The 23,395-nt window shown below is 34.3% G+C and carries 21 protein-coding genes; 9 read left to right on the top strand and 12 right to left on the bottom strand.

Annotated features, from left to right (window positions below):
- Positions 1 to 70 precede the first annotated feature (70 nt).
- Positions 71 to 919, top strand: a complete 849-nt coding sequence (locus tag ACFO7M_RS14790; RefSeq protein WP_379736508.1) for a tetratricopeptide repeat protein — start codon at positions 71 to 73, stop codon at positions 917 to 919.
- Entirely contained in the window at positions 916 to 1,470 is a 555-nt protein-coding gene (locus ACFO7M_RS14785; RefSeq protein WP_379736506.1) for a DUF1697 domain-containing protein, read from the top strand. Before ACFO7M_RS14790 ends, ACFO7M_RS14785 begins: the two co-directional genes overlap by 4 nt.
- Here ACFO7M_RS14785 and ACFO7M_RS14780 read toward each other — a convergent pair.
- From ACFO7M_RS14780 to ACFO7M_RS14740, 9 genes are all read right to left on the bottom strand, one after another.
- Positions 1,462 to 3,267 carry an IucA/IucC family protein gene (locus ACFO7M_RS14780; RefSeq protein WP_379736505.1) on the bottom strand — a complete coding sequence of 602 codons (1,806 nt, stop codon included), beginning with the start codon at positions 3,265 to 3,267 and terminating at the stop codon, positions 1,462 to 1,464. The genes ACFO7M_RS14785 and ACFO7M_RS14780 overlap by 9 nt on opposite strands.
- Positions 3,264 to 3,854, bottom strand: coding sequence for a GNAT family N-acetyltransferase (locus tag ACFO7M_RS14775; RefSeq protein WP_379736503.1), 591 nt, complete (start codon positions 3,852 to 3,854; stop codon positions 3,264 to 3,266). Before ACFO7M_RS14775 ends, ACFO7M_RS14780 begins: the two co-directional genes overlap by 4 nt.
- A complete protein-coding gene (locus tag ACFO7M_RS14770) occupies positions 3,851 to 6,289 on the bottom strand; it encodes a GNAT family N-acetyltransferase (protein ID WP_379736501.1) in 2,439 nt (812 codons plus the stop codon). Before ACFO7M_RS14770 ends, ACFO7M_RS14775 begins: the two co-directional genes overlap by 4 nt.
- An 18-nt stretch (positions 6,290 to 6,307) precedes the next feature.
- Positions 6,308 to 7,408, bottom strand: coding sequence for a heparan-alpha-glucosaminide N-acetyltransferase domain-containing protein (locus ACFO7M_RS14765; RefSeq protein WP_379736499.1), 1,101 nt, complete (start codon positions 7,406 to 7,408; stop codon positions 6,308 to 6,310).
- Positions 7,409 to 7,415: 7 nt separating this feature from the next.
- The gene (locus tag ACFO7M_RS14760; protein WP_379736498.1) at positions 7,416 to 8,747 is read right to left on the bottom strand and encodes a lysine N(6)-hydroxylase/L-ornithine N(5)-oxygenase family protein; all 1,332 of its coding nucleotides are present in this window, start codon (positions 8,745 to 8,747) and stop codon (positions 7,416 to 7,418) included.
- A 12-nt stretch (positions 8,748 to 8,759) separates the two neighbouring features.
- Entirely contained in the window at positions 8,760 to 10,289 is a 1,530-nt protein-coding gene (locus ACFO7M_RS14755; RefSeq protein WP_379736496.1) for a pyridoxal phosphate-dependent decarboxylase family protein, read from the bottom strand.
- A gap of 145 nt (positions 10,290 to 10,434) precedes the next feature.
- Positions 10,435 to 11,052: a response regulator transcription factor gene (locus tag ACFO7M_RS14750; protein ID WP_379736494.1), complete on the bottom strand. Its 618-nt coding sequence runs from the start codon at positions 11,050 to 11,052 to the stop codon at positions 10,435 to 10,437.
- Positions 11,053 to 11,405: 353 nt separating this feature from the next.
- Positions 11,406 to 13,040 (bottom strand): cytochrome-c peroxidase, encoded by a 1,635-nt coding sequence (locus ACFO7M_RS14745; protein ID WP_379736492.1) that lies wholly within the window; start codon positions 13,038 to 13,040, stop codon positions 11,406 to 11,408.
- A gap of 168 nt (positions 13,041 to 13,208) precedes the next feature.
- Positions 13,209 to 14,642, bottom strand: coding sequence for an alkaline phosphatase PhoX (locus ACFO7M_RS14740; protein WP_379736491.1), 1,434 nt, complete (start codon positions 14,640 to 14,642; stop codon positions 13,209 to 13,211).
- A 255-nt stretch (positions 14,643 to 14,897) separates the two neighbouring features.
- Here ACFO7M_RS14740 and ACFO7M_RS14735 point away from each other — a divergent pair, with 255 nt between their 5' ends.
- Complete coding sequence (locus ACFO7M_RS14735; RefSeq protein WP_379736490.1) at positions 14,898 to 15,359, top strand: DUF1003 domain-containing protein; 462 nt, start codon at positions 14,898 to 14,900, stop codon at positions 15,357 to 15,359.
- 157 nt (positions 15,360 to 15,516) lie between these two features.
- Positions 15,517 to 16,761 carry an ornithine--oxo-acid transaminase gene (gene rocD / locus ACFO7M_RS14730; RefSeq protein ID WP_379736489.1) on the top strand — a complete coding sequence of 415 codons (1,245 nt, stop codon included), beginning with the start codon at positions 15,517 to 15,519 and terminating at the stop codon, positions 16,759 to 16,761.
- A 53-nt stretch (positions 16,762 to 16,814) separates the two neighbouring features.
- On the opposite strand, the gene ACFO7M_RS14725 is transcribed toward rocD, so the two are convergent.
- Together ACFO7M_RS14725 and ACFO7M_RS14720 are read right to left on the bottom strand one after the other, a co-directional pair.
- Complete coding sequence (locus ACFO7M_RS14725) at positions 16,815 to 17,141, bottom strand: CCC motif membrane protein (RefSeq protein WP_379712487.1); 327 nt, start codon at positions 17,139 to 17,141, stop codon at positions 16,815 to 16,817.
- 9 nt (positions 17,142 to 17,150) lie between these two features.
- Positions 17,151 to 17,417, bottom strand: a complete 267-nt coding sequence (locus ACFO7M_RS14720) for a DUF2752 domain-containing protein (protein WP_379736738.1) — start codon at positions 17,415 to 17,417, stop codon at positions 17,151 to 17,153.
- Positions 17,418 to 17,523: 106 nt separating this feature from the next.
- Here ACFO7M_RS14720 and ACFO7M_RS14715 point away from each other — a divergent pair, with 106 nt between their 5' ends.
- Complete coding sequence (locus tag ACFO7M_RS14715) at positions 17,524 to 17,700, top strand: hypothetical protein (RefSeq protein ID WP_379712491.1); 177 nt, start codon at positions 17,524 to 17,526, stop codon at positions 17,698 to 17,700.
- The gene (locus ACFO7M_RS14710; protein WP_379712493.1) at positions 17,700 to 18,254 is read left to right on the top strand and encodes a Smr/MutS family protein; all 555 of its coding nucleotides are present in this window, start codon (positions 17,700 to 17,702) and stop codon (positions 18,252 to 18,254) included. Before ACFO7M_RS14715 ends, ACFO7M_RS14710 begins: the two co-directional genes overlap by 1 nt.
- Here ACFO7M_RS14710 and ACFO7M_RS14705 read toward each other — a convergent pair.
- On the bottom strand, positions 18,249 to 19,199 hold the full coding sequence (locus ACFO7M_RS14705) for a hypothetical protein (RefSeq protein WP_379736487.1): 951 nt from the start codon (positions 19,197 to 19,199) through the stop codon (positions 18,249 to 18,251). The genes ACFO7M_RS14710 and ACFO7M_RS14705 overlap by 6 nt on opposite strands.
- Before the next feature lie 126 nt (positions 19,200 to 19,325).
- Between ACFO7M_RS14705 and ACFO7M_RS14700 the strand changes: the two genes are divergently transcribed.
- The 3 genes from ACFO7M_RS14700 to ACFO7M_RS14690 all read left to right on the top strand — a co-directional run bounded on the left by ACFO7M_RS14700 (position 19,326) and on the right by ACFO7M_RS14690 (position 23,312).
- The gene (locus ACFO7M_RS14700; protein WP_379736485.1) at positions 19,326 to 21,089 is read left to right on the top strand and encodes an MFS transporter; all 1,764 of its coding nucleotides are present in this window, start codon (positions 19,326 to 19,328) and stop codon (positions 21,087 to 21,089) included.
- A gap of 77 nt (positions 21,090 to 21,166) precedes the next feature.
- Entirely contained in the window at positions 21,167 to 22,420 is a 1,254-nt protein-coding gene (locus tag ACFO7M_RS14695; RefSeq protein WP_379736483.1) for a TPR end-of-group domain-containing protein, read from the top strand.
- Between the two features lies 1 nt (position 22,421).
- Positions 22,422 to 23,312, top strand: coding sequence for an EamA family transporter (locus ACFO7M_RS14690; protein ID WP_379736481.1), 891 nt, complete (start codon positions 22,422 to 22,424; stop codon positions 23,310 to 23,312).
- The last annotated feature ends 83 nt before the right edge of the window (positions 23,313 to 23,395 follow it).

Raw genomic sequence — 23,395 nt, 5'->3', positions numbered from 1 at the left:
ACTTTGTTTTTATTGGCTATTGGCAATAATGCTAGAAGTGAATTCGTTATTTTTGTTTAAAATTTATACGATGAAGCCAATTATCCAAGCGATTGTACTGTTTGTTATCACCTCAACTTCAGCACAGAATAACATTTTGGAGTTTAAAAATAAGATTTATACCTGTGAAAATAAATGGATTACTTATCCTTTAAAAGACAAAGAGACTTCTTACCTTTTAGGCTATGTTTATATTGACAGGCAGGCAGGTTTTACTTTTCATTTAGAGAAAAGATTTACGATATCTAATGAAGGTAAATTTATACCTGAAGCAAAAGATAATGTAAGCAGAATAATAGCCAGAATAAGTAATTTTAATACTGTTTGTGCCGTAATTCCTAAAGAAAAATTTGCGGAATTAGGAATAACTGAAACTCCTGATTTCATGAAGTCTTATATTAGATCTAATGAAGCTGAGGATTTGGTTTCAAGAGGTTTACATTATAATCATATCGGCGCTAGCTTCATGGCGATACCGCTTTTGGAAAAGGCACAAAAGATTAATCCTTCAACGAAAGGCTTATTGTTTGAATTGGCTTATGCGTATAACGACAGTGAGAATTATAAAAAAGCGATAGAATTACTACATACGGGAATTACTGAAGGAGAAACGAATCCGTTACTTTATAAAGAACTTATTTATGCCTTGGCTAAAGAAGGTCAGTTAGTGGAAGCAGCAGATGCCTTCACTAAGATGAAAAAAATAAAAGATGCTCAATATCTTGAAGAGGCGGCTTATTGTATTATGCAAGGTTATTATGTTAAAAAAGACGCTGAGAAGTTTGAAGAATGGGCAAAGGAAACCATGTCACTTATTACCTCAACAGAGTCTCCTATACTTAAAAATATGGATTTAATGCGTAAAGAATTAAAGCAATGAAAACACATTTAGCATTGCTTCGCGGCATTAATGTTTCCGGGCACAATATGATTAAAATGGACGATCTGAAAGGATTGTTGGAACGCATGGGATTTCAGAATGTGAGAACTTATATCCAATCCGGTAATGTATTTGTGGATAGTGAAGAAGCCCACGGACCGACAGTTGGTTTTCGAATCAAGCAAGAAATTTTCAAAGAATGGGGTTATGATGTTCCGATTATAGTGGTTACTAAAGAAGATTTAGAAGCGTGTCAGCGCAATAATCCGTATTTAAAAGAAAAAGACGCCGATACCAAAAAGCTCTATTTCACTTTTATCTCCAAAGAATTGAACGAGAACAGCATTCACGATTTGAAGATGAGTCAGGTAAAGCCAGATGAAGCCGTGATTGACAAAAACAGAATCTATGTCAAGTATGCAGTAGGAGCAGGGAAGACCCGTTTTGACCAGAAGTATATAGAGAAAAAGCTCAATGTAACGGCAACCATGCGCAATTGGAATACCGTTACCAAGCTTTTAGAAATGTACAACGAAAGCGAATTAGGTTAAGATTGCTATTGGTTGTACCGGATTTGTTAATTGGCCTACAAACTGCAAACTGTCTGTTGGTGCTGTTAAGTCCAGCATTTGTTTGTTGTTTTTCAATTGCAGGCGATTCAGGCAACACGAATCGAATGTTGAAGCAAACAAATCGTATTTGTTAAACAATTCCTCGTATTGCGGATGTTCTTGTTGGTAGTTCCTAATGCATTCCGAAACAAGATTCCAGAATTGCTTTTCCTCCAGCACTTGATGTTCGTCTAAAATAGAAGATAGGAATCGGAAAAAGTGCTGAAAAATGTCGTTTTGAATGCATAGTGTTTTTAACTTTTCAGGCATTTCGATGTGAATGCGTTTTGCTTTTTCCGGCAAAGGCGATTTAGGGTTGAATACCATGACTTCTTCCGTAACATCTTTCATGAATACCAATTGTACCGAATGGTTTTCCAAGGCTAGAATCAGATTTTCGCCGTGCGGCATGAAAACCATTTCATGCGCGTAGAAGCAATGTAATAATGGTGCCAGATAGGCATCCAGATAATCCCTAATCCAATCAGTTGCAGTGCGTTTTGAAGCTTTGATGAGATGTTTTACCAAAGGTTCGCCATTCGCATCTACGTGTAAAAGCGCCGCCATAGTCATGCATTGTTGCTTTTCATTAAGTTTGTTTAATGGACTTTCGCGCCAAAGCGTGGCTAACATTTTGTTGTGCGGAATGGCTCTTCCCAAAGGTTCAAATTGAAGATTGCGGTATCCCAAAGTGGCTATTTCACCCAATAGTGTAAAACCTTTGGATTGAAGGTATGGATCGTTTTCAACAGCATTGGCTACCCATTGTGTAATACTTGGAGTACTTTCCATATAATACGGAGACAAACCCCGCATGAAGCCCATGTTGATAACAGATAGTGCGGTTTTAACGTAACAATTCTTCGGTTTACTACTATTGAAGAAAGTTCTAATCGATTGTTGAGCCGAGTAATAGTCTTTTCCATAACCTAAAGGAATTAAAAAGTGATTCGCGATATCATTGGTGAAAATCAGACTCAGTTTATTGAACCACTGCCAAGGATGCACAGGAAATAGATAATAGTCATTTGCATTACACCCTTTATCGGTAATGATTTTTTGAAATTGATGAAAACTATCCACATCCAATTCCTGACCGATTATTTTTTCATAAGTAATCGAATCAATGGCGCTAAATGTAGCACGACTTTTATGTCCGCCCAACCAGATCAATTGAATTGGCGCATCTGCCTCAGGCGAATAATGAGCAAAGTCCAATGCGTTGAAACCATTTTTACCGCTATTGGCAAGGAAACACGGATGTCCTTCGGTCATAGCATGTTCTATGGTTTGGTAATCGGCGGTAACTAAATCTTCCGAAGAATACTTTGCATTCGCTAATTTATAGGTAGTAGCATAAAGAGTGCTATTGATTTCTTCTAAATAGTTAGGTAACAGCGTATCACTTATATTCAATTGATCTTTAAATTCAACTATAAAATCCAATAGATTCAACGGTAAGTTTTCCCCATTCGAATTCCTTTTTTGAATACTTTGAGTGTCAATACACCAATGATTCAGCGCCTGTAATTTGGCAGAAAAGAAATAACGCGCGTTTTGGTTAGGCGTTTCCAGTTGATATCCTTTTTGCATTTCGTTGTATTCCGGAGTTATTAAAAGTTCGTGAGCGAATTCGGACAATGCCTTACGGATTAAAATACGGTTTGCATGGTTCCAAAATTCCGGGCTAAGATGTTGAATACTCTCTGTTATATGAGGTGTAACTATTGGTTTCATGATTCGATGTGTTGTAATGCTAGGTAATAATTGGTTCGAGTGCAAAATTCAAGGCGTGCTTTTTTATGGGGTAAATCGATATACTTTTGAAACACGAATCCGGCTTTTTGGTTTAAGACATGAATTTTATGATTGCGCGCATCCGGTTCTACGACAATACGTTGTACTGTTGCATCACTAAAGATAAAATCCAGTATCAAGCAAAAGACCGTCCAAGTAAAACCTTTACGAGGGTCGGAGGTAGGAGCTACCAAGATATGCATCCCTCGATCGCCGGGTTCGACGGTGTAGAATGAACCAATCAAGTCGTTTTCTGGAAGATAACTTTCCATAAGGAAAGCACGTTTCCCGTTGTGCCATCCCATGTACACCGTGGTGTGAGATACAATTCTTTCATAGGCTTCTCGCACTTCTTCAATTGAGAAACCATTCATACCCCAATAGACTGCATAGGATTGATTCACCCATTGATGAATTTCGAAGATATCGTTATTCAAATCAAGCAGTCGCAATTCGAAGACACCTAATCCAGGAACAGTTTTTACGAACACCACAGGAGATATTTCGGTTTTTACATCATTTATCATATACTTTCAGTTGGAAGGATTACCGATTTATAAGGCGCTACAGGATTTGACAATCTCCCTTGGAATTGAAGTAGTGCTACCGGATCATCGAGATCGATCATCGTTTTGTTATTGTTCAATTGCAGGCGATTTAAACAGGAGAGTTCGAAATCTGGAGCAAACAAATCGTAACGTTCGAATTTATCGACCAGATGCGGATGCGCTTTTTGATAATCGGAGATGGATAAAGCAACCAGTTCCCAGAAGCGATTTTCATTGTAGCCCGTAGTTGTAACTAAAACAGCCGACATGAATCGGAAGAATCCGTCGAATATATCGATAAAAATTGACAGCAGTTTTACCTCTTCTGGTACTTCGGTATATATTCGGTCGATGTTTTTTGGAATTTCGACTTCAGGATTAAGAATTACCGCTTCTTCAGTAATGTCTTTTAGGAAGGAACGCACCGGAACATGATTTTCCAAACCGATAATTAAGTTTTCGCCATGTGGCATGAACACTAAATCGTATTGATAGAAACAATGCAATAACGGTGTTAAATACACTTTGAAGTATTCATAGAGCCATTCATCAGTGGAGAGTGGGGACGCTTTGATGATTTCCGGTAGTAAAGCATTTCCATCAACATCAATATGCAAGAAAGCAGCCATCGTCATTAATTGTTGTCCGTTTTTTAGGTAAGCCACCGGACTTTCACGCCAGAGAGAAGCGATCATTTTGTTGTAGGGATTGTGTTTTCCGAAGCTTTCAAAATACGGATTGACATAACTCACGGAAGCGACTTCCCCTAACATTCCAAAATTAACTTGTTGCAAGTATATATCATTTACTAAAAGCTGCGCTAACCATTCTGCCATTTCTGGTGCTGTTCCTAGATAATACACAGGAAGACCGCGTAAGAATCCCATATTAAGTATGGAAAGAGAAGTTTTGGTGTATAATTTTTGCGGATGACTTACATTAAAAAGCGTTCGGATTGATTGCTGCGCTTGGTACAAATCGGAACCATACCCCAAACAGATTAATTTGCCTTTCGCGATTTCGGGAGCAAACAAATTGGCCAGTTTGTTGAACCATTGCCAAGGATGCACTGGTATGAAATAATAGTCTTTGGGTTCAGCTCCTTTATTGATTATTATTTGATTGAATTTTTCCCTTGTTGTGGCATCTAGTTCCTGTTGGATTAAAGTATCATAATCCAGTTTTTGAGTTCCGGCATATACTGTTCGATCGCGGTGTCCGGCCAACCAAATGATTTGAAACGGGTTACCGGTTTCGGGAGTGAATGCTTTGTAATCCATGCTATTGAAACCTATGCGACCGTTGTTGGCCACAAAACCAGGGTGGCCTTCCGACATGGCTTGTTCAATCGTTTGAAAATCGGCTTTTGCCAATGCACGTGCTGGTGGATTGTTTTTCACCAATTTGTAAACACTTCCGTAAAGCGTACTGATGATTTCTTCAATATAGGATGGAATTATATCCTCGGATATTCCAATGCTTTTTTTGAATTCCAGGATAAAATCTACAGCATCTATTGTAACTACTACATTGTTTTTCCTTTTGATTATTGAATTTTCATCGATTGCCAAATGATTTAAAGCCAGTAATTGTGCGTTAAAATGGTATTTGATGGATTCGTTATCAGTAATCAGTATATAATTGTTCCAATTTCTGTCTTCTTTTATGATTTTGGGTGCAATTAAAAGCTCGTGAGAGAATTCACAAATGGCTTTTTTTACCAAGAGCAGATTGGCTTTGTTCCAACTCTTCGAGTCGATATGTTGAATTGCTTTTTCGGGAGTTTCTATTTGTTCGTTGTATTGCATACGAGTGTCTTTTACGTTAAATAAATCTACTTTTTTTATAAACTGTTCTCTGGTGCAGAATGCCAGTTTAGCAGTTTTATGAGGGAGTTTTATAATTTGATCCTCAACAAAACCGACTCGGCGACAGATGTCAAACATTTTCTGGTTTCGAATATCGGGTTCGACCACAATTCGTTGTACGGTAAGATCATTGAAGATGAACTTCATAATACTTGAAAAGATATGCCAAGTGAAGTTTTTCCTCGGAATTTCTGCTGGTGCGACAATTACGTGAATACCACAATCATACTCTTTGACTTGATAATAGTTTCCGATACTGTCTTTGCGAGGATCGTAGCGTTCAAGCATGAAAGAAATGGTTCCATTCACCAATCCTATGAACACTTCTGAATGTTGTTGGATGGTTTTGTATTCTTTTTTGATTTCTTCCAGATTTTTACCAAGAAGTCCCCAATATTTCGCATAGTCACGGTTAACCCAATCATGAATTGTTAGAGCGTCTGTTTCAAGTTGTAAGGGACGGAATTCTATAAGTCCAAGCTCTGGAACCGAATAGGTATACACAGTATATCTGTTCTCGTATTGTCCTATTGAATCTTTGTTCATTGTATGTTTATTTCCGGGTTATGATGAAACTAAAATTGGAGTATTTTTGGCTTTCTTCTTGAGAATTATAATTGCTTTTTGTAACCCAATAGTAAGAATGAGAAACAACGGAATTATAAGTAGCACAGTAAAAGCATCGTGTTTCCAAAATCCGAAGACATACATACCCCAATTGATAAGCGTCCACTGAATTACATACATTGATGTTACGTTCTTGCTACAAAAGGTGAATAAACGAAAGACAGGGTTTGTATTTTTTATTGCGGAAACCAATTGATGAACCAAGTAAAGGAAAATTAAATTGACGCCGATTAATACGATACAACCGCCTGGGCCTAAATGATAATAATCTCCGAAGTGGTATTCTGGATTAATGAAATTGAATATTCCGCCAAGAATTAGGAAAACCACTCCAAGAAAGGCCATTTTGTTAAAGAAAATGTTTTGGTTTTGATTGAGTTCTTTAAACCATCTCCCTAAAAACATTCCTATTAAAATGAAAGCGCTCCAAGGAAATACAGGGAAATAAACATTGAACTGGTTGCTAAAAAGCAAGTCAAAGAGATAGCTAATCACAGGAATTGCAACAGTGAAGCCACTGAATTCTTTAGATACAGTAACTACAATCAAAGCGGTTATCAATGGAATCCATTTGTTGTTGCTGTAATGGTTGATTATTGCCATTATGAAAAGTGTTATTCCCGCCAATTGCAAAATATCTCCAAGAAGTAAGAAAAACACTGCCGATTCAAGAGTTTGAGATGTTAATCCATAGGCTTTTACAAATGCAGTGGGCAATCCACCAAAGACATATTCAGGAACGAGAAATTTTAATATATTCATCCCATAGCCAACGCTTAAAATATATACCGCTCTTTTACAGACTGCAGTAAAAGTTTGTCTTCTCGATATAACAAAAGATATTCCCATTGTAATTAAAAACATTGGAGTTCCTCGTCCTAGCCAGAGCGTTATGGTTCCAGCAATTGTTTTGGTTTGTGTAGGAATACTTCCGTAGATAAGCATGGTGTGTATAACTATCATCAAGAGAACACTTAGACCACGAGCAAAGTCGATGGCCTGTATTCTGGAGTTTTTATTTTTTTGAATATTGTCCATTTTTGTTTTAAGAAATGAGTTCGAATGAGTTGGAATTGATTTTTTCAGCTTCTGAAACACCAAACTGTTGAAAAGCAATTCGTTTTTCAATTGGATAATATTCAATTCCTGTGATTTCTTTGATGATATACGAATTGCGATAACACGCCATTCCTAAATCGGGAGTTACAAAACCATGGGTGTGTAATTCGGCATTTTGAACAAAAATTTCATTGGCATTATGATCGATGGAATAGTTGCGATGTGCGGCAAATCGACCTTTGTGATCCCAAACAATTCTTTCAGCAATACCTTGGATGAATTTTGGCATTTCATAACCGTATCCTGTTGCTAAAACAAGCGCTTCTGTAAAGTGACGGTAGTTTTGGTCTTCTTCCACTTGATGCAATTCGATTTCAAAAGTCAGATTGTCTTCATTGTATGCTGTGCCGACACAAGCCGAATTTGTTCTTAGATTTACATCAATAGCAGCAATTACTTTTTTGGAATAAATGGTATCGAATATGTTTTCAATCAGATCTTTATTGATGCCTTTGTACAGTTGTTTTTGTTCAGACAATAATGAATCTCTTTTATCGGCGGGTAACTTATAGAAGTAATCGACATATTCTGGTGACGTCATTTCGAGTGTTAGTTTGCTGTAATCCATCGGGAAAAAGCGGGGAGAACGAGTAATCCAGTTCAATTGGTAGTCATATGTATCGATTTCCTGTAATAAATCATAGAAAATTTCTGCAGCACTTTGACCGCTTCCCAAAACCGTAATTGATTTTTTGGTTTGTAATTGTGCTTTGTGTTGTAAGTACTGTGAGGAATGAATGGCTTTTTCTTTCAAATTTTGACAGGATTTAGGAATATAAGGAGTTGTTCCGGTGCCTAAAACCAATTTTCGAGTTGCATAAATGATTTTAGTTTTATCTTGCGTATCGATTGTTGTGACTAAATAAATCCCGGTAGTTTCATCGTATTCGATATGAGTGACTTCGGTATTGAAAAATACATTCGTAAGTTTACTAATCGCCCATTGGCAATATTGATTGTATTCGTTACGAAGTACTAAAAAGTTCTCACGGATATAGAAAGAGTACATTTTTCCTTGTTCCTTGATGTAATTGAGGAAACTGAATTGGCTTGTTGGGTCAGCCAGAGTAACTAAATCGGCCAGAAAAGGGATTTGCAATGTAGTGTCTTGTAATAGCATGCCGGGATGCCAATTGAATTTTTCACTTTTATCGAAAAAAAGGCCGTTTACCTCTTTTAAAGGTTCGGTAAGACAAGCCAAACTTAGATTGAATGGCCCTACACCAATAGCAATAAAGTCGTATATTTTATTTTGCATGATAATTAGAAATTAGTTTATTAATGAATAGTCTTGTCCGTGTTGAATGATTAGTTCAATAACTTCTTCGATATCCTGCGTTGTAGTGAGTGGATTTAACAAAGTAAATTTTAAGAACACCTCATCTTTTACTTTAGTACTTGTAATTATTGCTTTTCCTTCGTTGAAAATTGCTTTTCGGATATAGCTGTTAAGATTGCAGTATGAAGCGTTATTTCCAGTGTAAGGAGTATATCTAAAAACTACAGCACTTATTTCGGGTTGATGGATGATTTCAAAGTCGTTTCTTTGGTTAAGATACGCTGCTGTGAATTTTGCATTTTCAATTGATTTTTCAAGATAACTACTTAATCCTTTGCTACCTATGATTCGTAAAGTAAACCAAAGCTTTAATGCGTCAAATCGGCGAGTAGTTTGAATTGATTTTTTAACCATATTAGGAATTCCTTCATCTTCTTGTTCTTTTGAATTCAAATAATCTGCGTGGTATTTGATATAATCAACAAAAGATGTATCTCGCATAAAGAAACCGCTTGAGCTTACCGGTTGATAGAATGTTTTATGGTAATCAATAGTGCAAGAATCGGATAGTTCTATGCCTTTGAGTTTTTCCTTGTGCGACTCACTAATTAACAATCCGCCACCATATGCAGCGTCAACATGAAACCATAGCTTGTTTTCTTGTGCAATTTGAGCAATTTCAGTTAACGGATCGATGGAACCAAAATCGGTTGTTCCAGCAGTTCCTACAATAGCAATTGGAATATTTCCTTGTTCTTTAAGTTGATTGATTTTGGCCTTTAAATCAGCGATGCACATTTTGAAATTTTCATCAACAGCAACTGTGACCAAGGCATTTTGACCTAAACCTAGTAGACTAAGGTTTTTTTTCAAACTGAAGTGACTAATTTCAGAACAAAGAATTTTAAATTTCGAAGCCTCATGAGGAAGACCTTCCATTTTGGGATCGATTGCATAATTGCTTTTGATGTAATGGTCTCTAGCTAATAGTAACCCCATCATATTGGATTGTGTTCCACCACTGGTGAAAATGCCGTCACCGTTTTTTGGATAGCCCAAAAGTTCCAAAGTCCAATCGATCAATTTTAATTCAATGAAGGTTCCACCAGCACTTTGGTCCCATGTATCCATTGAAGAGTTTAGTGAAGATATGAATGCTTCTGCAACTAAAGTTGGTATTAGAATAGGGCAGTTTAAATGCGCAATGTATTTTGGATGATGGAAATGAACACAATCATTTAGATATATTTCTTTTAATTCTTCAATTACATAGTCTAATGATTTTCCCTCATCGTTTTTGAAATCTATACGATTAATTCTTTTTTTGAGAATATCCATGGCTATTCCAGTAAATGGAGTATTTCTATCTTGAAGGTTTTTTGAGATCGCCTTGACTGCCTTTTTCATACTTTTTTTATATGCATGAATAGACTTAGTTTCATTGGAAAACAGATGTAAATTATAAATTTCGGTGTCTTTTTCCGTCAGTTTTTTTGGTTTGATTTGCTCCTTAGTGCTCATTTTATTTTTATTTAGATTAATTCTAAAGAATAAGAAAAGGCAAAGCTAAATTCTTAAAAGTGGCGAAACAATACAGTAATGAGGTTAAAATGAACTACCCTAATCAAGGTATGATTGGTGAGGAAAAGACACAGAAAAATTGTGGTTAAACAATTTTTTCTCGGATAGCATAGAGTATGAGTTCTGAAGTTGAATGAATTCCGGTTTTTTTCATGATGTTTTTTCTATGTGTACGAAAGGTGTGGATGCTAATATACATTTGAGCTGCAATTTCATTTGCATCACGTCCAGTGGCAATTTGTTGAAGTATTTCGAATTCTCTTGTGGAAAGTGTATTGTTTTTCTGGATTATGATGTTTTTTTGGAGAAAATCGATACAATAGTATTTTTTGTCAGCATTGATCGTTTTCATCATTTCTAAAATTGAATTTTCAGATGTATTTTTCGATAGGATTGCATCTATTTCTAGGTGGTTACTATTGGTATCTTTATTGAATTCATTATTATCAAAATTCAAACTTAGAACAATCAGTTTAATTAAAGGATGTTTTTTTTTGAAAGATATGATTTCTTTAAATTCTTGATTGTTAATAGTTTCAATACCAATAAATAAATAATTAATTGAGGTTTTTTTTAGTTTATATTCAGCTTGTTGCCAAGTTTCAAATTCTATGATTTTAACTTTGATCAATAATTTTTGTAGGTACGTTTTTAAACCGATTCTGTAGAGATTGGGAGAATCTAGTAAGATTATAGTTTTCAATTTATTTTTATTTAGACTGTGTAAAAATAACTAATTTTATACTTCCGAAAAAATATTAGTGTTTTCGTATAAGATTGAATAAAAAAACCTTCGAAGAAAATACTTTCCGAAGGTGATTCCTATAATGTTTTTTGGTATTAATCCGTCCTACATTCGATGTTTACGTAATCATATGTTGTTTCAATAATTTAATTATTGAAAGATCATTTGAATTGGCATTGGACATGGATTCTTTCTTGGTTTTATTACCTTAAATCTTATTGTTAACCCGTTAAGACGCTGCTGATTTATATTTAAGTACTAAATAATTTAAAAAACCTTTTTATAAAATGATTTCTTTGTTTATTGAATAGCTACTTTTTTGCATTGTTATTTTGGACTTCATCAGTTAAGGTTTTCAAAAAAGCAATCAACTCTGATTTTTCTGTTGCGCTTAAATTCAATGAATCAAAGGGAAGCGTTTGGAATTCAAGTTGTAATCCCAAACCGTTGCCACCGCCTGCATCATAAAAATCAATTACTTCTTCTAGGGTCGTATAGACTCCATTATGCATGTATGGCGCAGTTTTGGCAATATTGCGAAGGGTAGGGGTTTTAAAAAAATACTTCCTATTTTCAGTTTTAAATACCTCATATCTTCCCAAGTCCGAATCAATTTTTGGATGTAATTTGTTTTTTGAATTTGGAACACCAATAAGTTCTATTTCCGATTCGCGGTAACTACCGGGAACTGTTCCATTAAAAAGTGGGGCAAAATGACAGGTGGCACACTTTGCTTTTCCCATAAATAAATTAAAACCATTTATTTCCCTTTGCGTTAAAGTGTTTTCCTTGTTGGATATATTTTTGTCAAATTTAGAGTCGAATGGATTTAACGACAAGATATAGAGAGCTATAGCCGACCTGATAGTATAATCTGTAGGTTGTTGTTTGAATGTTTTTTGAAACATTGTGGAATAGATGGGTGATTTTTTCACATAGTTAACTATTTCATCCTGTGAATTGTGAAATTCATTAGGATTGGTAATTACATCTACAATTTGACCTTCAAGTCCACCTGTCCTGTTATCATAAAAGAAGCCTTTTTGAAGACCGGCATACAGTAAGGTTGGTGCGTTTCGTTTTGTTCCTGGCGACTTGGTTTTTCCGTCGGTAAACGCTAGTTCCGCTTTATGGCAAGAAGCACAGCTTATAGTTTTGTTTTCAGATAAGTTTTTATCATTAAATAATTGTTTACCAAGAGCAATTTTGTCGAAATTCGTTGGGTCATCCTGATCGGTAAAATGTTTGATGTTGAAAGTTTTTTTGTCGAACAATGACACAATATCATATTGAAAGGCTTGTTGAATTTTAAATTGTACTTTCCAATCGATAACAGTTTTGTTCCAAAGCTCTAATGAAAAATGGGTATGATTTTTAATAAATGTAAAACGGTTAAAATTATCAAAATCGGCATCCAATGCCTTTTGGGATGCTTCAATTTCAATTATCCAATTTTGAAAAAGCCTTTTGTCGGTAAAAGACGCTTCAAAAACATAGAGTATTTTTTTTAGCGATTCGTATACGGTTTTGCTGTCTTCCAATGAAGTAAATGCTGCAGTACTGTCAAATCCTGTAATTCCTTTTAAAGCCACTCTGTTTAAGGCATCTCTAATTATCCAAAGTATATGATGATGATCCAATTGAGACAATGAACTATTATTCTTCAACAGTTTTAATCGACCCGATGTAAGCTTGGCCTCTTTTTTTATTTTTTCATAGTCCGGTTTTGCATTATATATCTGTTCCTCCAATACTTGAAATCCAAAGGGATTACTAATTCTGATATTCGTTGCGTCTTCTTCAGTAACTTTGATAATGTTGGGTTGATTGATAGCCTTATAATTACTTTCATCAATAAATGCTAAAATGGGTTCGGCCAATTTGAAATTTTTTTTGGCTTCTTTGTAAAGCATTTTGAATTCCATAATAGAAGAAGCTTTTTCCATTTTTTCGAATGCCAATGAAGATTTATCAAGACAGACTTTATAATGTTTTTCAAGTTGTATAAACGCTTGTCTCGATTCATAAGTATTTTCATTTTTACAACTTGTAACAAGCAGTAAAAGGCTATTTAAAACAATAGCCTTTTTTATGAAACAAAAAATGTTTTTCATTTATCTTTCTAAACCTTTGATTAAGTATAATGTACTTCCTTCTTTATAGGTTGTAGAAGTAACAGCTTTTGGGTCAAAGAAACTATTGTTATTCCAACCATGATTTTGTGTTATGATAAGAAATGACCCATCGATACCAATCTTATCGGATACATCCACCATACCAGTAAATTCCCATGAAGTGGAAGTATTACCATACCCTTTACTTTCAGCCATTGTTTGATCGCATTCTAAAACCACTTTTAAAGCTCCTGTTTTTAAGTTGTACTGGTATAAATATGCATTGTGTGTTTTGTCAGCAGTATCTGGATAACCATTAGGATCTTCCATGATGTATAAGTAATCTTTTGTAGCTACTACATTGTCTGGACTGTGAAATTGCTTCGCTTTTCCCGTTAATTTATCACCATCCAATACACAAGTGATTTTACCGCTTAAAGGGTTATTAGGATCTAAAATCACTTTGTAAATTCTTCCGTAAACGGTTCCTTTTCCAATTAAGTCCGTTTTCTTTCTTCCGGTAACGGCAAAGTAAAATTCACGGTTATTTTCTGGTGATCCTTTTCGGTAATCAATATCTTCTACTCTTGAAAATCCCATGATTCCTTTTGCAGCGGATTCTGCTTCAATTTCATTATATGTTTTTTCATTGTATTCTACGAACGAAATATCATAAGAAGTTCCTTCTACCATATCCATTTCAAAATGTATTGCTGAATTATTTACTTTCAAACCATATAATTTTCCGTTATCTAAATCACCACGATTTCCTACATACATTCCTAATTGTCCTTTGGGTGTGAAATTATCAGCATAATCATCACCAATTAAAACGACTGTTTTATTACTATATGCGTCTTTTCCAAGTGGTACGGCATTTTCAACATCCCATTGACCTAATGCAGGAAGCGTTTTGCCAGTTCCCGCTTCGGTAGTGTTTTTAAACGGATCTGTGGCAAATACATTTTTAGAATTTCCATCCCATTCTCCACCAGAGAGGAATAATGGACCAAAACCATGTTCTTCTGGCGTTACCATAGTTCCAGAACACATTGCAGTGTTAGCTGTACCAGCAGCATTCAAAACATATTCTCCTTTGACAGGTTTGAACGTTTTATCAAAAGTTATGCGAGCTACCGAATAATGTGCTTCAATGTTATTTAAGAGTGAATACGTTCCATCGGAATTCTTGAGTAAACCATTTCCATCTGCCATAGATCCGTACACAAATTCTGGAAAACCCGATAACTTGTCTTCAGAGCTTAAAAGTGAATAAATCTCTAGTTTTTCAAAACCGGATTTTTTACTAATAAACACAGGTGTCTTTGAATGATTTTTTAATTCTACGGGATTTGGAGCTTTGTCTTCGTCAGAGTTGCAGGCAATAAAGGAACCTAATAAAGCCGAACTCAATAAAACTTTTGAAATTTTCATGTATAATTAATTTTGATTGCAATGCAAACTTAGATTGCCTTTGTTACGAAATTCTAACCTAAATATTTTTAAAATTGTAAGAAAAGGTTAACAATTTGATGGAAAGTAAGGAGAATGTAAGGTGAAAGTTGAATTAGTGGTTTTTTGAACTGTTTCAACCCAAAACTTCGAGAATGAATAGAAGATAAAGCGCCAAATTTGTAATTATGGGAGTTGTTATTTGTACTTTTGAAGTAAACTTTATTTCTAATAATTATGACGGATAAAGAAATTAAACGAATTGTTGATTCAGAAGATGATGCTGAAAGAACTTTTGGGCAACGTATTGCAGATAAGGTTGCTACTTTTGGTGGAAGTTGGACCTTTATCATTTCTTTTTTATTCTTTCTATCGCTGTGGATTTTTGCTAATATTTATTTTTTGGCTAACAAAGGATTTGATCCCTATCCATTTATTCTATTGAATTTAATTTTGTCCTGTATTGCTGCACTTCAAGCACCTATTATTATGATGAGTCAAAACAGACAAGAAGAGAAGGATAGAGAAAGAGCCAAGAAAGATTTTCAAATTAATCTCAAGGCAGAGGAAGAGATTCGAATTTTACAAAAGAAACTAGATCATATTTTGGAACATCAGCATCATGAATTAATTAAAATTCAAAAAGAACAACTACAACTTTTGCGTGAAATCAAATCGAATTCGCAAAAAGAGAATTAAGATATAGCTATTTTTTAAGTAATTCTTTTCCACTTCATTTGACCAATTTGAAATTTTGATTTTGGAATTTATATTTTCTACATTTGTAGCAATTAGCGGTTGATTTCTCACCTTAAGAAGGAATTGCGATTTTACCAATCAATAACAAATTATTATCATGGCAGTTTTAGAAAAATTAAGTTCAGCAGAAGCCATTGCATTAGAAGACAAACATGGAGCACACAATTATCATCCGTTACCGGTGGTATTAAACAAAGGGGAAGGTGTTTATGTGTGGGACGTAGAAGGAAAAAAATATTATGATTTCTTGTCGGCTTATTCGGCAGTGAATCAAGGTCATTGTCATCCTAAAATTGTAGGAGCAATGATGGAGCAGGCGCAAACACTTACGCTTACTTCAAGAGCTTTTTACAATGACAAATTAGGTGTTTACGAAAAATTTGTAACCAACTTTTTTGGATTTGATAAAGTTTTGCCTATGAATACAGGTGCTGAAGCTGTTGAAACTGCTTTGAAATTGTGTAGAAAATGGGCGTATGAGAAAAAAGGAATCCAAGAGAATGAAGCTCAGATTATTGTTTGTGAAAATAACTTCCATGGAAGAACGACAACAATTATTTCTTTTTCTAACGACGAAAATGCCCGTAAAAACTTTGGACCTTACACAGCTGGATTTATTAAAATTGCGTACGATGATATTGATGCTTTAGAGAAAGCAATTACATCTTCTCCTACAATTGCAGGTTTCTTAATAGAACCTATTCAAGGTGAAGCTGGAGTTTATGTGCCAACTGAAGGTTATCTGGCAAAAGCAAAAGCATTGTGTGAAAAGCATAATGTTTTGTTTATTGCAGATGAAGTACAAACAGGAATTGCTCGTACAGGAAAATTATTAGCCGTACAACATGAGAATGTACAACCGGATATTTTAATTTTAGGTAAAGCTTTATCAGGTGGTGCTTATCCAGTTTCTGCTGTTTTAGCTAACGATTCCATTATGAATGTTATCAAACCAGGACAGCATGGTTCTACTTTTGGAGGAAACCCTGTTGCAGCAGCAGTAGCAATTGCGGCATTGAATGTGGTTACAGATGAAAAACTGGCTGAAAATGCGGAACGTCTTGGACAGATTTTTAGAAGTGAAATCGGTAAATACATCGAAACATCATCTATTGCAACTTTGGTTCGTGGTAAAGGTTTGTTAAATGCTATTGTTATCAATGATACAGAAGAAAGCGATACAGCTTGGAATATCTGTATGAAATTAGCTGAAAACGGTTTATTAGCAAAACCAACACACGGTAATATCATTCGTTTCGCTCCACCTTTGGTAATGACAGAAGAACAATTATTGGATTGTGTTTCAATCATTATTTCAACGCTAAAGTCATTTGAGAAATAAATAGAAAAACCCCGAGAAATTCTCGGGGTTTTTTATTTGAAGAGTAAACAAGATTAGTTCTTTTGAAACTGTCTCAACATTTCCATTAATTGCTCTTGTTGTTCTACATCTTTTCCAGTAACTTTCATGTAAATGGCATAAACTAACGATAGTATACTTAAGACCAAACTAATGGTGTTTACAGTTTTCCATGTTTTTACATTTTGAATGTCGTAGTTTTCAGGATTTTCATTGTAAGTAGCTTCGTCTTTTTTGGCTAAATGAATTCCGATAAGTGATAAAATAATCCCCAATACACCACTTGTGCAACAGCAACCTACAAAAGAAGTTAGTGCTAAAATCATTGCTGATTGTTCGTTTGGTAATTTTTGTTTTTGCATAGTTCTGATTTAAAAGTTTGTTTGTTTATAAATATATGAAGTGACCATGATTATTGCATTAATAATGGCCAATACAATTATTATTTTATTATAATTTCTCGACTTATCAAAGAAATGAAAACCAATTGCCATAAAAAAAAGCAATAAAGTATAAATAGGTGGGTACATATAAAAAGCCTCTACAAATTTTCCTTGGAAAAGCAAATACAGTGAACGTTGTGTACCACACCCAAAGCATTCCACTCCAAATAGAGTTTTGTTTAGACACGGAATCATATATTGTTCAGCGCTCATAATTTTTAAATTTGACCAATTTTACAAAATATCCTACAAATTAAAAAACCTTTGACGTTAAATTGTATTTTTGAAAAAAAATAACAGTATGAAAAAGGTGATCATTTTTGTTTTAGTGATTTTGGTTATTGGAGTTTTGGTTTGGCAGCAAGCCTCAGAGGAACCTAATACTTGGGTACAAATTATGGGATTCGTACTTTTGTTTTATGGTATGATGCGTTTGAGCAGAAAAGTACCGAGTAAAAATCAAGATAATAAAGAATAATGTTTACAAAAGGAGATAAGGTTTCAGTTTTGGATGACGATATTAATGGTGTCGTTGTGAAAGTATTGGGTAATGAAGTGACAATTGAAACAGAGGAAGGATTTGAATTAACGTTCCAAAAAAAAGAACTTATTTTAATTGAATCTTCAGGAGATTTAATGAACAGCATAGCAAAAACCAATTTTGTATCGATTAAGAAAGAAAAGGAAATTGAAAAGCCTAGAAGTTTTATCAAAGAAAAAAAATCCAAAAAAGAGGATTTTGTTCTTGAAATCGATCTTCATATCGAAAAATTAGTCAAAAATAAAGGCGGAATGAGTAATTATGATATTCTCACCCTTCAAATGGATACTGCCAAAAGACAATTGGAATTTGCTCAAAGAAACCGAATTCCTAAAGTGGTTTTTATCCACGGCGTAGGTGAGGGTGTTTTAAAAGCAGAATTGGACTTCCTTCTTGGTAGATATGATAATATCAGTTTTCAAGATGCTAATTACCAGAAATACGGATTAGGTGCAACCGAAGTCTACTTTATCCAAAAGAAAAGTCTATAAAGAAGTATAATACACTCCAAATTCATAATCTTCACCCGGTTTTGGACTGTAATATTTTACTCCACGTCTAAAAGTAGTATTGAAAAGGTAAATGGTGTGTTTGAAGGTGTTGGGATCAATAGTAGCTTCTGTTTTTACTTTGATGATACCCGAAACATTGGTTTCTCCACTATCTGCAATCCATTCTTCAGATAAAGTTGGATTTGATGGTGGTATAGAGGAACAGAAAAATTCTTCATTCAATCCGCCACTGTAAACTCTATACACCACTCTGTTATTAGTAGAATTGATCAATGCAGTTCTTGGATTATCTACTGGAGTCACTGCGTTTATAAATAAATTGGATTTTACTACATCTAGTAATAAAACTTTATTGGAATTGTATTTGAAAAGCAAATTATTGGAATCGCATTTCAGAACTGCTGATGGAGAAGTGAAGTTAAAAGCCAAATCTGTTACATCAGTTCTGTAATTGCCAAACACATAGTTGTCATAAACCACCTGTTTACCTGGTGCTTGAAAAACAATATTTATAAATGTTATGGCATGGTTGTAACCGATGATTTTTGTCGGAACAACAGTATCATAGATTGGAGTTGATTTGATTTCTACTGTTCCACCGTCCAAACAAATCCATTCTTCAGTAACAGTTTGTGTTGGAGTTCCACAAATAGAAGAAGTTGCAACAGCTTGCGAGTATCTTCTATAGGTGATGGATGTACCACTTTCCACACTATAAGTTTGGGTTTGCGTTTGATTAGCAAATTTACTTTCCGGAGTTGTAAAAATTAAGGTTTCTTTATCGTTGATTTTATATAATGTACTGGTGTCTGTACATTTTTGTACGGTAGCAGTTTCAAAGTTGAAATTTTCAACAATGATATCACCGTCATCACAACCAGTTAATAATAAAACACTTACTAATAAAGCCCAAACGTATTTCATCAGAATCTATTTTTTAACAAAAATACTACTTTTAACTTCTAATAAAAGCTTTGAATGTCATTTTAAGAGAATTTAAACAAAATGCCTATATTTGGATACTAATCAAAAACAAAAAACTCATTTTTTATGATTTCTGAAACGCAAAAAACGAATTTTCCTGCGCTTTATACGTTAATAACGGTTTTCTTCTTTTGGGGATTTATTGCCGCAGGAAACAGTATTTTCATCCCTTTTTGTAAAAGTTATTTTTCGTTGGATCAATTTCAATCTCAATTGGTTGATTTTGCTTTTTACACTGCTTATTATATTGGCGCACTGCTACTTTTTATTTTGGGAGATAGAAGAGGAAAAGACATTGTCGGAACTTGGGGATATAAAAAGAGTATTGTTTACGGATTGTTATTTTCGGCATTAGGAGCTGGAGCTATGATAATTGCTGTAGAAGCTAGTGTATATGCCGGTATGTTATTAGGGCTTTTTATTGTTGCTTTGGGTTTTTCCCTGCAACAAACTGCAGCACAACCTTTTTCTATTTTATTAGGTGATCCTAAAACAGGGGCGAGCCGTGTAAATTTAGGCGGAGGGATTAATTCATTGGGAACAACCATTGGACCAATCGTTATTTCACTAGCTTTGTTTGGAACAGCTGCTTCGGTTACTGAAGAACAAATTAAATTATTGGAACTGAATAAAGTCATCTTTTTGTATGTAGCTGTAGGTTTACTTTTCATTGGTGCTGCTGCTCTGTTTTATTTTTCTAAGAAAGTGCCTTCTGGGATTTCTGATGAACCTATAGAAAAGGCTAATAAAGCGTTACGTACACTTGTGGTAATGACACTTCTATTAGCGGCTTGTTTTACCCCAATTTTTCAGAGCTATAAGAGTGAAGAGTCTAAAAAATTAGAATTACTACTGTCAGAAAAAGCCGAATTTGAAAATAATTTAAAAAATATGGAGATTACTGCTGAGGCGGCTAAAGAAACATTCGATAAGTATGATGCTCAAATCAAAGTAATCAAGGAACCTTTAGAACAAAAACGAATGCTTTGGTTGTCTGGAGCCTTAGTAGTAGTTCTGGGTGGTATTTTCTTCGCGTATGGTTCGGCAAAGAAAAATTCTGAAGGTTGGGGAGCGATGCAATATCCGCAACTGGTTTTGGGTATGTTGGCTATTTTTACTTACGTTGGAGTAGAGGTAGCAATCGGAAGTAATTTAGGAGAATTACTAAAATTAAAAGAATTTGGTGGACTTGAATCTTCAGACATTGCACCTTATATATCAATGTATTGGGGGAGTTTGATGATTGGTCGTTGGGCTGGTGCCATTAGTGTTTTTAATTTAAAAGGCAATAAGAAAATAATTGCGTTAATTGTTATACCGATAATTGCTTTTGCAGTGGTATTAGCAGGTAATATCATTACAGGTAAGAATATGTCACCATTGTATTGGTATATTGTGTGTGTTGCATTGCAGATCATAGCTACTTTTATCAGTAAAGATAAACCGGCAAGAACATTGATGATTTTCGGATTATTTGGATTGGGAGCAATGACTATAGGATTAATGACTACCGGAACTATTGCTATTTATGCCTTCCTGGCTGGTGGCCTTGCATGCAGTATTATGTGGCCAGCAATATTTAGTTTGTCAATTTTAGGTTTAGGGAAATATACGTCACAAGGTTCGGCATTTTTGATTATGATGATTTTAGGTGGTGGTATTATTCCTCCAATTCAAGGTAAATTATCAGACATCATTGGAATTCATCAGTCCTATATTGTTGCCGTTGTATGCTTTTTATACTTGACTTTATTCGCTGTTATAGTGAAAGGGATTCTAAAAAAACAAAATATTGATGTAGATGCAATCGAAGTGGATGCAACGCATTAAAATCTTAAAGAAATATTAATTTAAAGAATCGGAGAAAGGGAATTGAGTACTTTTACTCCGATTCTTATTTTATAGCCATGAAGCAATTTTACTTTGTAGTATTCTATTCATTTTTTAACCTTTCAGGTTATTCACAATCACTAAAAGAAATATACAATAAAAGTGTACAATGTTATCAAAATAAGGATTTTATAGGATTCTTGAATACAACAAAACAATTGGACAGCCTTCGTCCTTCACATCCCACCTATACTTACAATTTGGCCTGTGCTTATGCGTTGAATAATAAAATTGACGAATCTATTACTGCATTAAAAAAATGTATTGTGATGAATAATTCAATTGCATTTGAAAACGAAATTGATTTGGAAAACATAAAAAAGTCTGAGAAGTATGCATCACTTTTGACTTTGCAATCCGAATTGGCCAATCCTGTAATATCTTCGAAAAAAGCTCTGGTTTTATCCGAAAGAGATTTACATCCGGAAGGTTTACTTTACTTAAAAAAATCAAAACAATGGTTGGCAACAAGCATTCGAAATCGCAAGATTGTCAGTTTTGATAGTAAAACGGGAAAATGTAGCGATTGGTTTACTGATGCTAGTTTGTACTCAGTTTTTGCTATAAAAGCGGATAACGATGAAAAATCACTTTGGGTTACTTCTACTGCCATTCCAGAAATGAAAGGTTTCGAAAAAGACATTGAAGGAAAGTCTGTAGTTCTCAAAATTGATATTAAAACCAAAAAAATTGAGCAACGTTTCGAGCTGATTGGAAATCATGTATTTGGAGATTTAGTGATTGATAAAACAGGAAATGTTTTTGTTTCTGATAGTGGAGAGGCCACAATCTTTAAAATTACAAATAATTCAATGGAGGTTTGGCTGGATTTGAAAAAGGAAGCCTTCAATTTACAAGGATTGACTTTCAATGATAAAGAATCGGTACTTTTTGTTGCCGATTATTTGAAAGGAATTTTGAAAATCAATAGGGAAAATCCATCGGATAGAAATTGGCTTGCATTTCCAGAAAATGCGGCCTCAAAAGGTATTGATGGACTTCTTTGGAACAAAAAATCATTGTTCGCGGTACATAATGGAGTGAAACCGATACGAATTGTACAGTATTTACTAAATGATAAAAATGAAATTGCTTCTTTCAGAATAGTTGACAATAACCGCCCCGAATTTGAAGAACCTGCATTGGCTACAATTAATGATAACAAATTGTTTTTCTTCTCTAATGCTCCATGGAAAGCCTATTCTAAAGAAGGTGTTTTAGATGAAACTGTAATCGATTTTCCAACCTTATTTTCATACCAACTACCATAAAATGCAATTCAATAAATACTTTTTTTCTGCTTTTACATCTTTTTTTATCTGGGGTTTTTTCAGTTTAGCGCTTAAACCGCTACATGATTATCCTTCCTTAGATATACTATTTTACAGGGTTTTTTATGCCACCGTTTTATTACTTGTAATTAACTTGTTTTTTAGAAAAGACAAACTGAAGAAAGATTTTAAATTTTTTAAAACTTTTACCCAAAAAGACAAAAGAAAAACAGTTGCATTGACTATTTTAGGTGGATTCTTGCTCACATTTAACTGGTTTTTGTTTATGTATGCCGTAAATCATGTTAGTTTACAATCGGCTTCATTCGCTTATTTAATCTGTCCAATCATTACCACAATTTTAGCCTTTTTTATTCTGAATGAAACGCTGAGTAAGTGGCAATGGTTTTCGGTTTTACTTTGTATTGTCAGTTGTGGTATTTTATCGTATGGTCATGTAGAAGATTTGATTTATAGTTTGGTAATTGCAACCACATTTGCTTTGTATCTTATTAGTCAACGTAAAAACAATCAATTCGATCGTTTTGTGGTTTTGACGGTTCAAATGGTTATTGCTTCCTTAGTATTACTGCCGTTTTTTCCAGTTTATAAAGGAACAACACCTACAGAAGGATTGTTTTATATTTTAATGATTCTAATTGTTGTACTTTTTACAATTATACCTTTATTCCTTAATCTGTTTGCCTTAAAAGGAATGAATTCTTCAACGGTAGGTATTCTAATGTATACTAATCCACTAATCAATTTTATATTGGCAATTTTCTATTTTAATGAAAAAATAAATGCTGCCCAGATGATTGCATATAGCTTAATTATGACTTCCATTATCATTTTTAATGAGAAAATAATTTTCAAGAGAAAGTCGTTGTAGAATTGTCTGATTTCTTGTTATAATTTTGTGTTTTTGTTATTTTGTTGTGAAAAAATATTAATTATCGACATTTACAATCGATT

The organism is Flavobacterium sp. GCM10023249, from assembly GCF_042653365.1.
Classification (GTDB): Bacteria; Bacteroidota; Bacteroidia; order Flavobacteriales; family Flavobacteriaceae; genus Flavobacterium.
Note: the sequence above shows the minus strand (reverse complement) of the source record. Positions and strands in the feature narration are given on the sequence as shown.

Coding starts and splice junctions, on each gene's coding strand:
- ACFO7M_RS14770 (WP_379736501.1), bottom strand. CDS start 6,289: ATGAACAAAGATTCAATAGGACAATACGAGAACAGATATACTGTGTAT.
- ACFO7M_RS14745 (WP_379736492.1), bottom strand. CDS start 13,040: ATGGAAAAAGCTTCTTCTATTATGGAATTCAAAATGCTTTACAAAGAA.
- ACFO7M_RS14755 (WP_379736496.1), bottom strand. CDS start 10,289: ATGAGCACTAAGGAGCAAATCAAACCAAAAAAACTGACGGAAAAAGAC.
- ACFO7M_RS14790 (WP_379736508.1), top strand. CDS start 71: ATGAAGCCAATTATCCAAGCGATTGTACTGTTTGTTATCACCTCAACT.
- rocD (WP_379736489.1), top strand. CDS start 15,517: ATGGCAGTTTTAGAAAAATTAAGTTCAGCAGAAGCCATTGCATTAGAA.
- ACFO7M_RS14785 (WP_379736506.1), top strand. CDS start 916: ATGAAAACACATTTAGCATTGCTTCGCGGCATTAATGTTTCCGGGCAC.
- ACFO7M_RS14765 (WP_379736499.1), bottom strand. CDS start 7,408: ATGGACAATATTCAAAAAAATAAAAACTCCAGAATACAGGCCATCGAC.
- ACFO7M_RS14780 (WP_379736505.1), bottom strand. CDS start 3,267: ATGAAACCAATAGTTACACCTCATATAACAGAGAGTATTCAACATCTT.
- ACFO7M_RS14725 (WP_379712487.1), bottom strand. CDS start 17,141: ATGCAAAAACAAAAATTACCAAACGAACAATCAGCAATGATTTTAGCA.
- ACFO7M_RS14700 (WP_379736485.1), top strand. CDS start 19,326: ATGATTTCTGAAACGCAAAAAACGAATTTTCCTGCGCTTTATACGTTA.
- ACFO7M_RS14720 (WP_379736738.1), bottom strand. CDS start 17,417: ATGATTCCGTGTCTAAACAAAACTCTATTTGGAGTGGAATGCTTTGGG.
- ACFO7M_RS14705 (WP_379736487.1), bottom strand. CDS start 19,199: ATGAAATACGTTTGGGCTTTATTAGTAAGTGTTTTATTATTAACTGGT.
- ACFO7M_RS14735 (WP_379736490.1), top strand. CDS start 14,898: ATGACGGATAAAGAAATTAAACGAATTGTTGATTCAGAAGATGATGCT.
- ACFO7M_RS14695 (WP_379736483.1), top strand. CDS start 21,167: ATGAAGCAATTTTACTTTGTAGTATTCTATTCATTTTTTAACCTTTCA.
- ACFO7M_RS14760 (WP_379736498.1), bottom strand. CDS start 8,747: ATGCAAAATAAAATATACGACTTTATTGCTATTGGTGTAGGGCCATTC.
- ACFO7M_RS14740 (WP_379736491.1), bottom strand. CDS start 14,642: ATGAAAATTTCAAAAGTTTTATTGAGTTCGGCTTTATTAGGTTCCTTT.
- ACFO7M_RS14710 (WP_379712493.1), top strand. CDS start 17,700: ATGTTTACAAAAGGAGATAAGGTTTCAGTTTTGGATGACGATATTAAT.
- ACFO7M_RS14690 (WP_379736481.1), top strand. CDS start 22,422: ATGCAATTCAATAAATACTTTTTTTCTGCTTTTACATCTTTTTTTATC.
- ACFO7M_RS14715 (WP_379712491.1), top strand. CDS start 17,524: ATGAAAAAGGTGATCATTTTTGTTTTAGTGATTTTGGTTATTGGAGTT.
- ACFO7M_RS14775 (WP_379736503.1), bottom strand. CDS start 3,854: ATGATAAATGATGTAAAAACCGAAATATCTCCTGTGGTGTTCGTAAAA.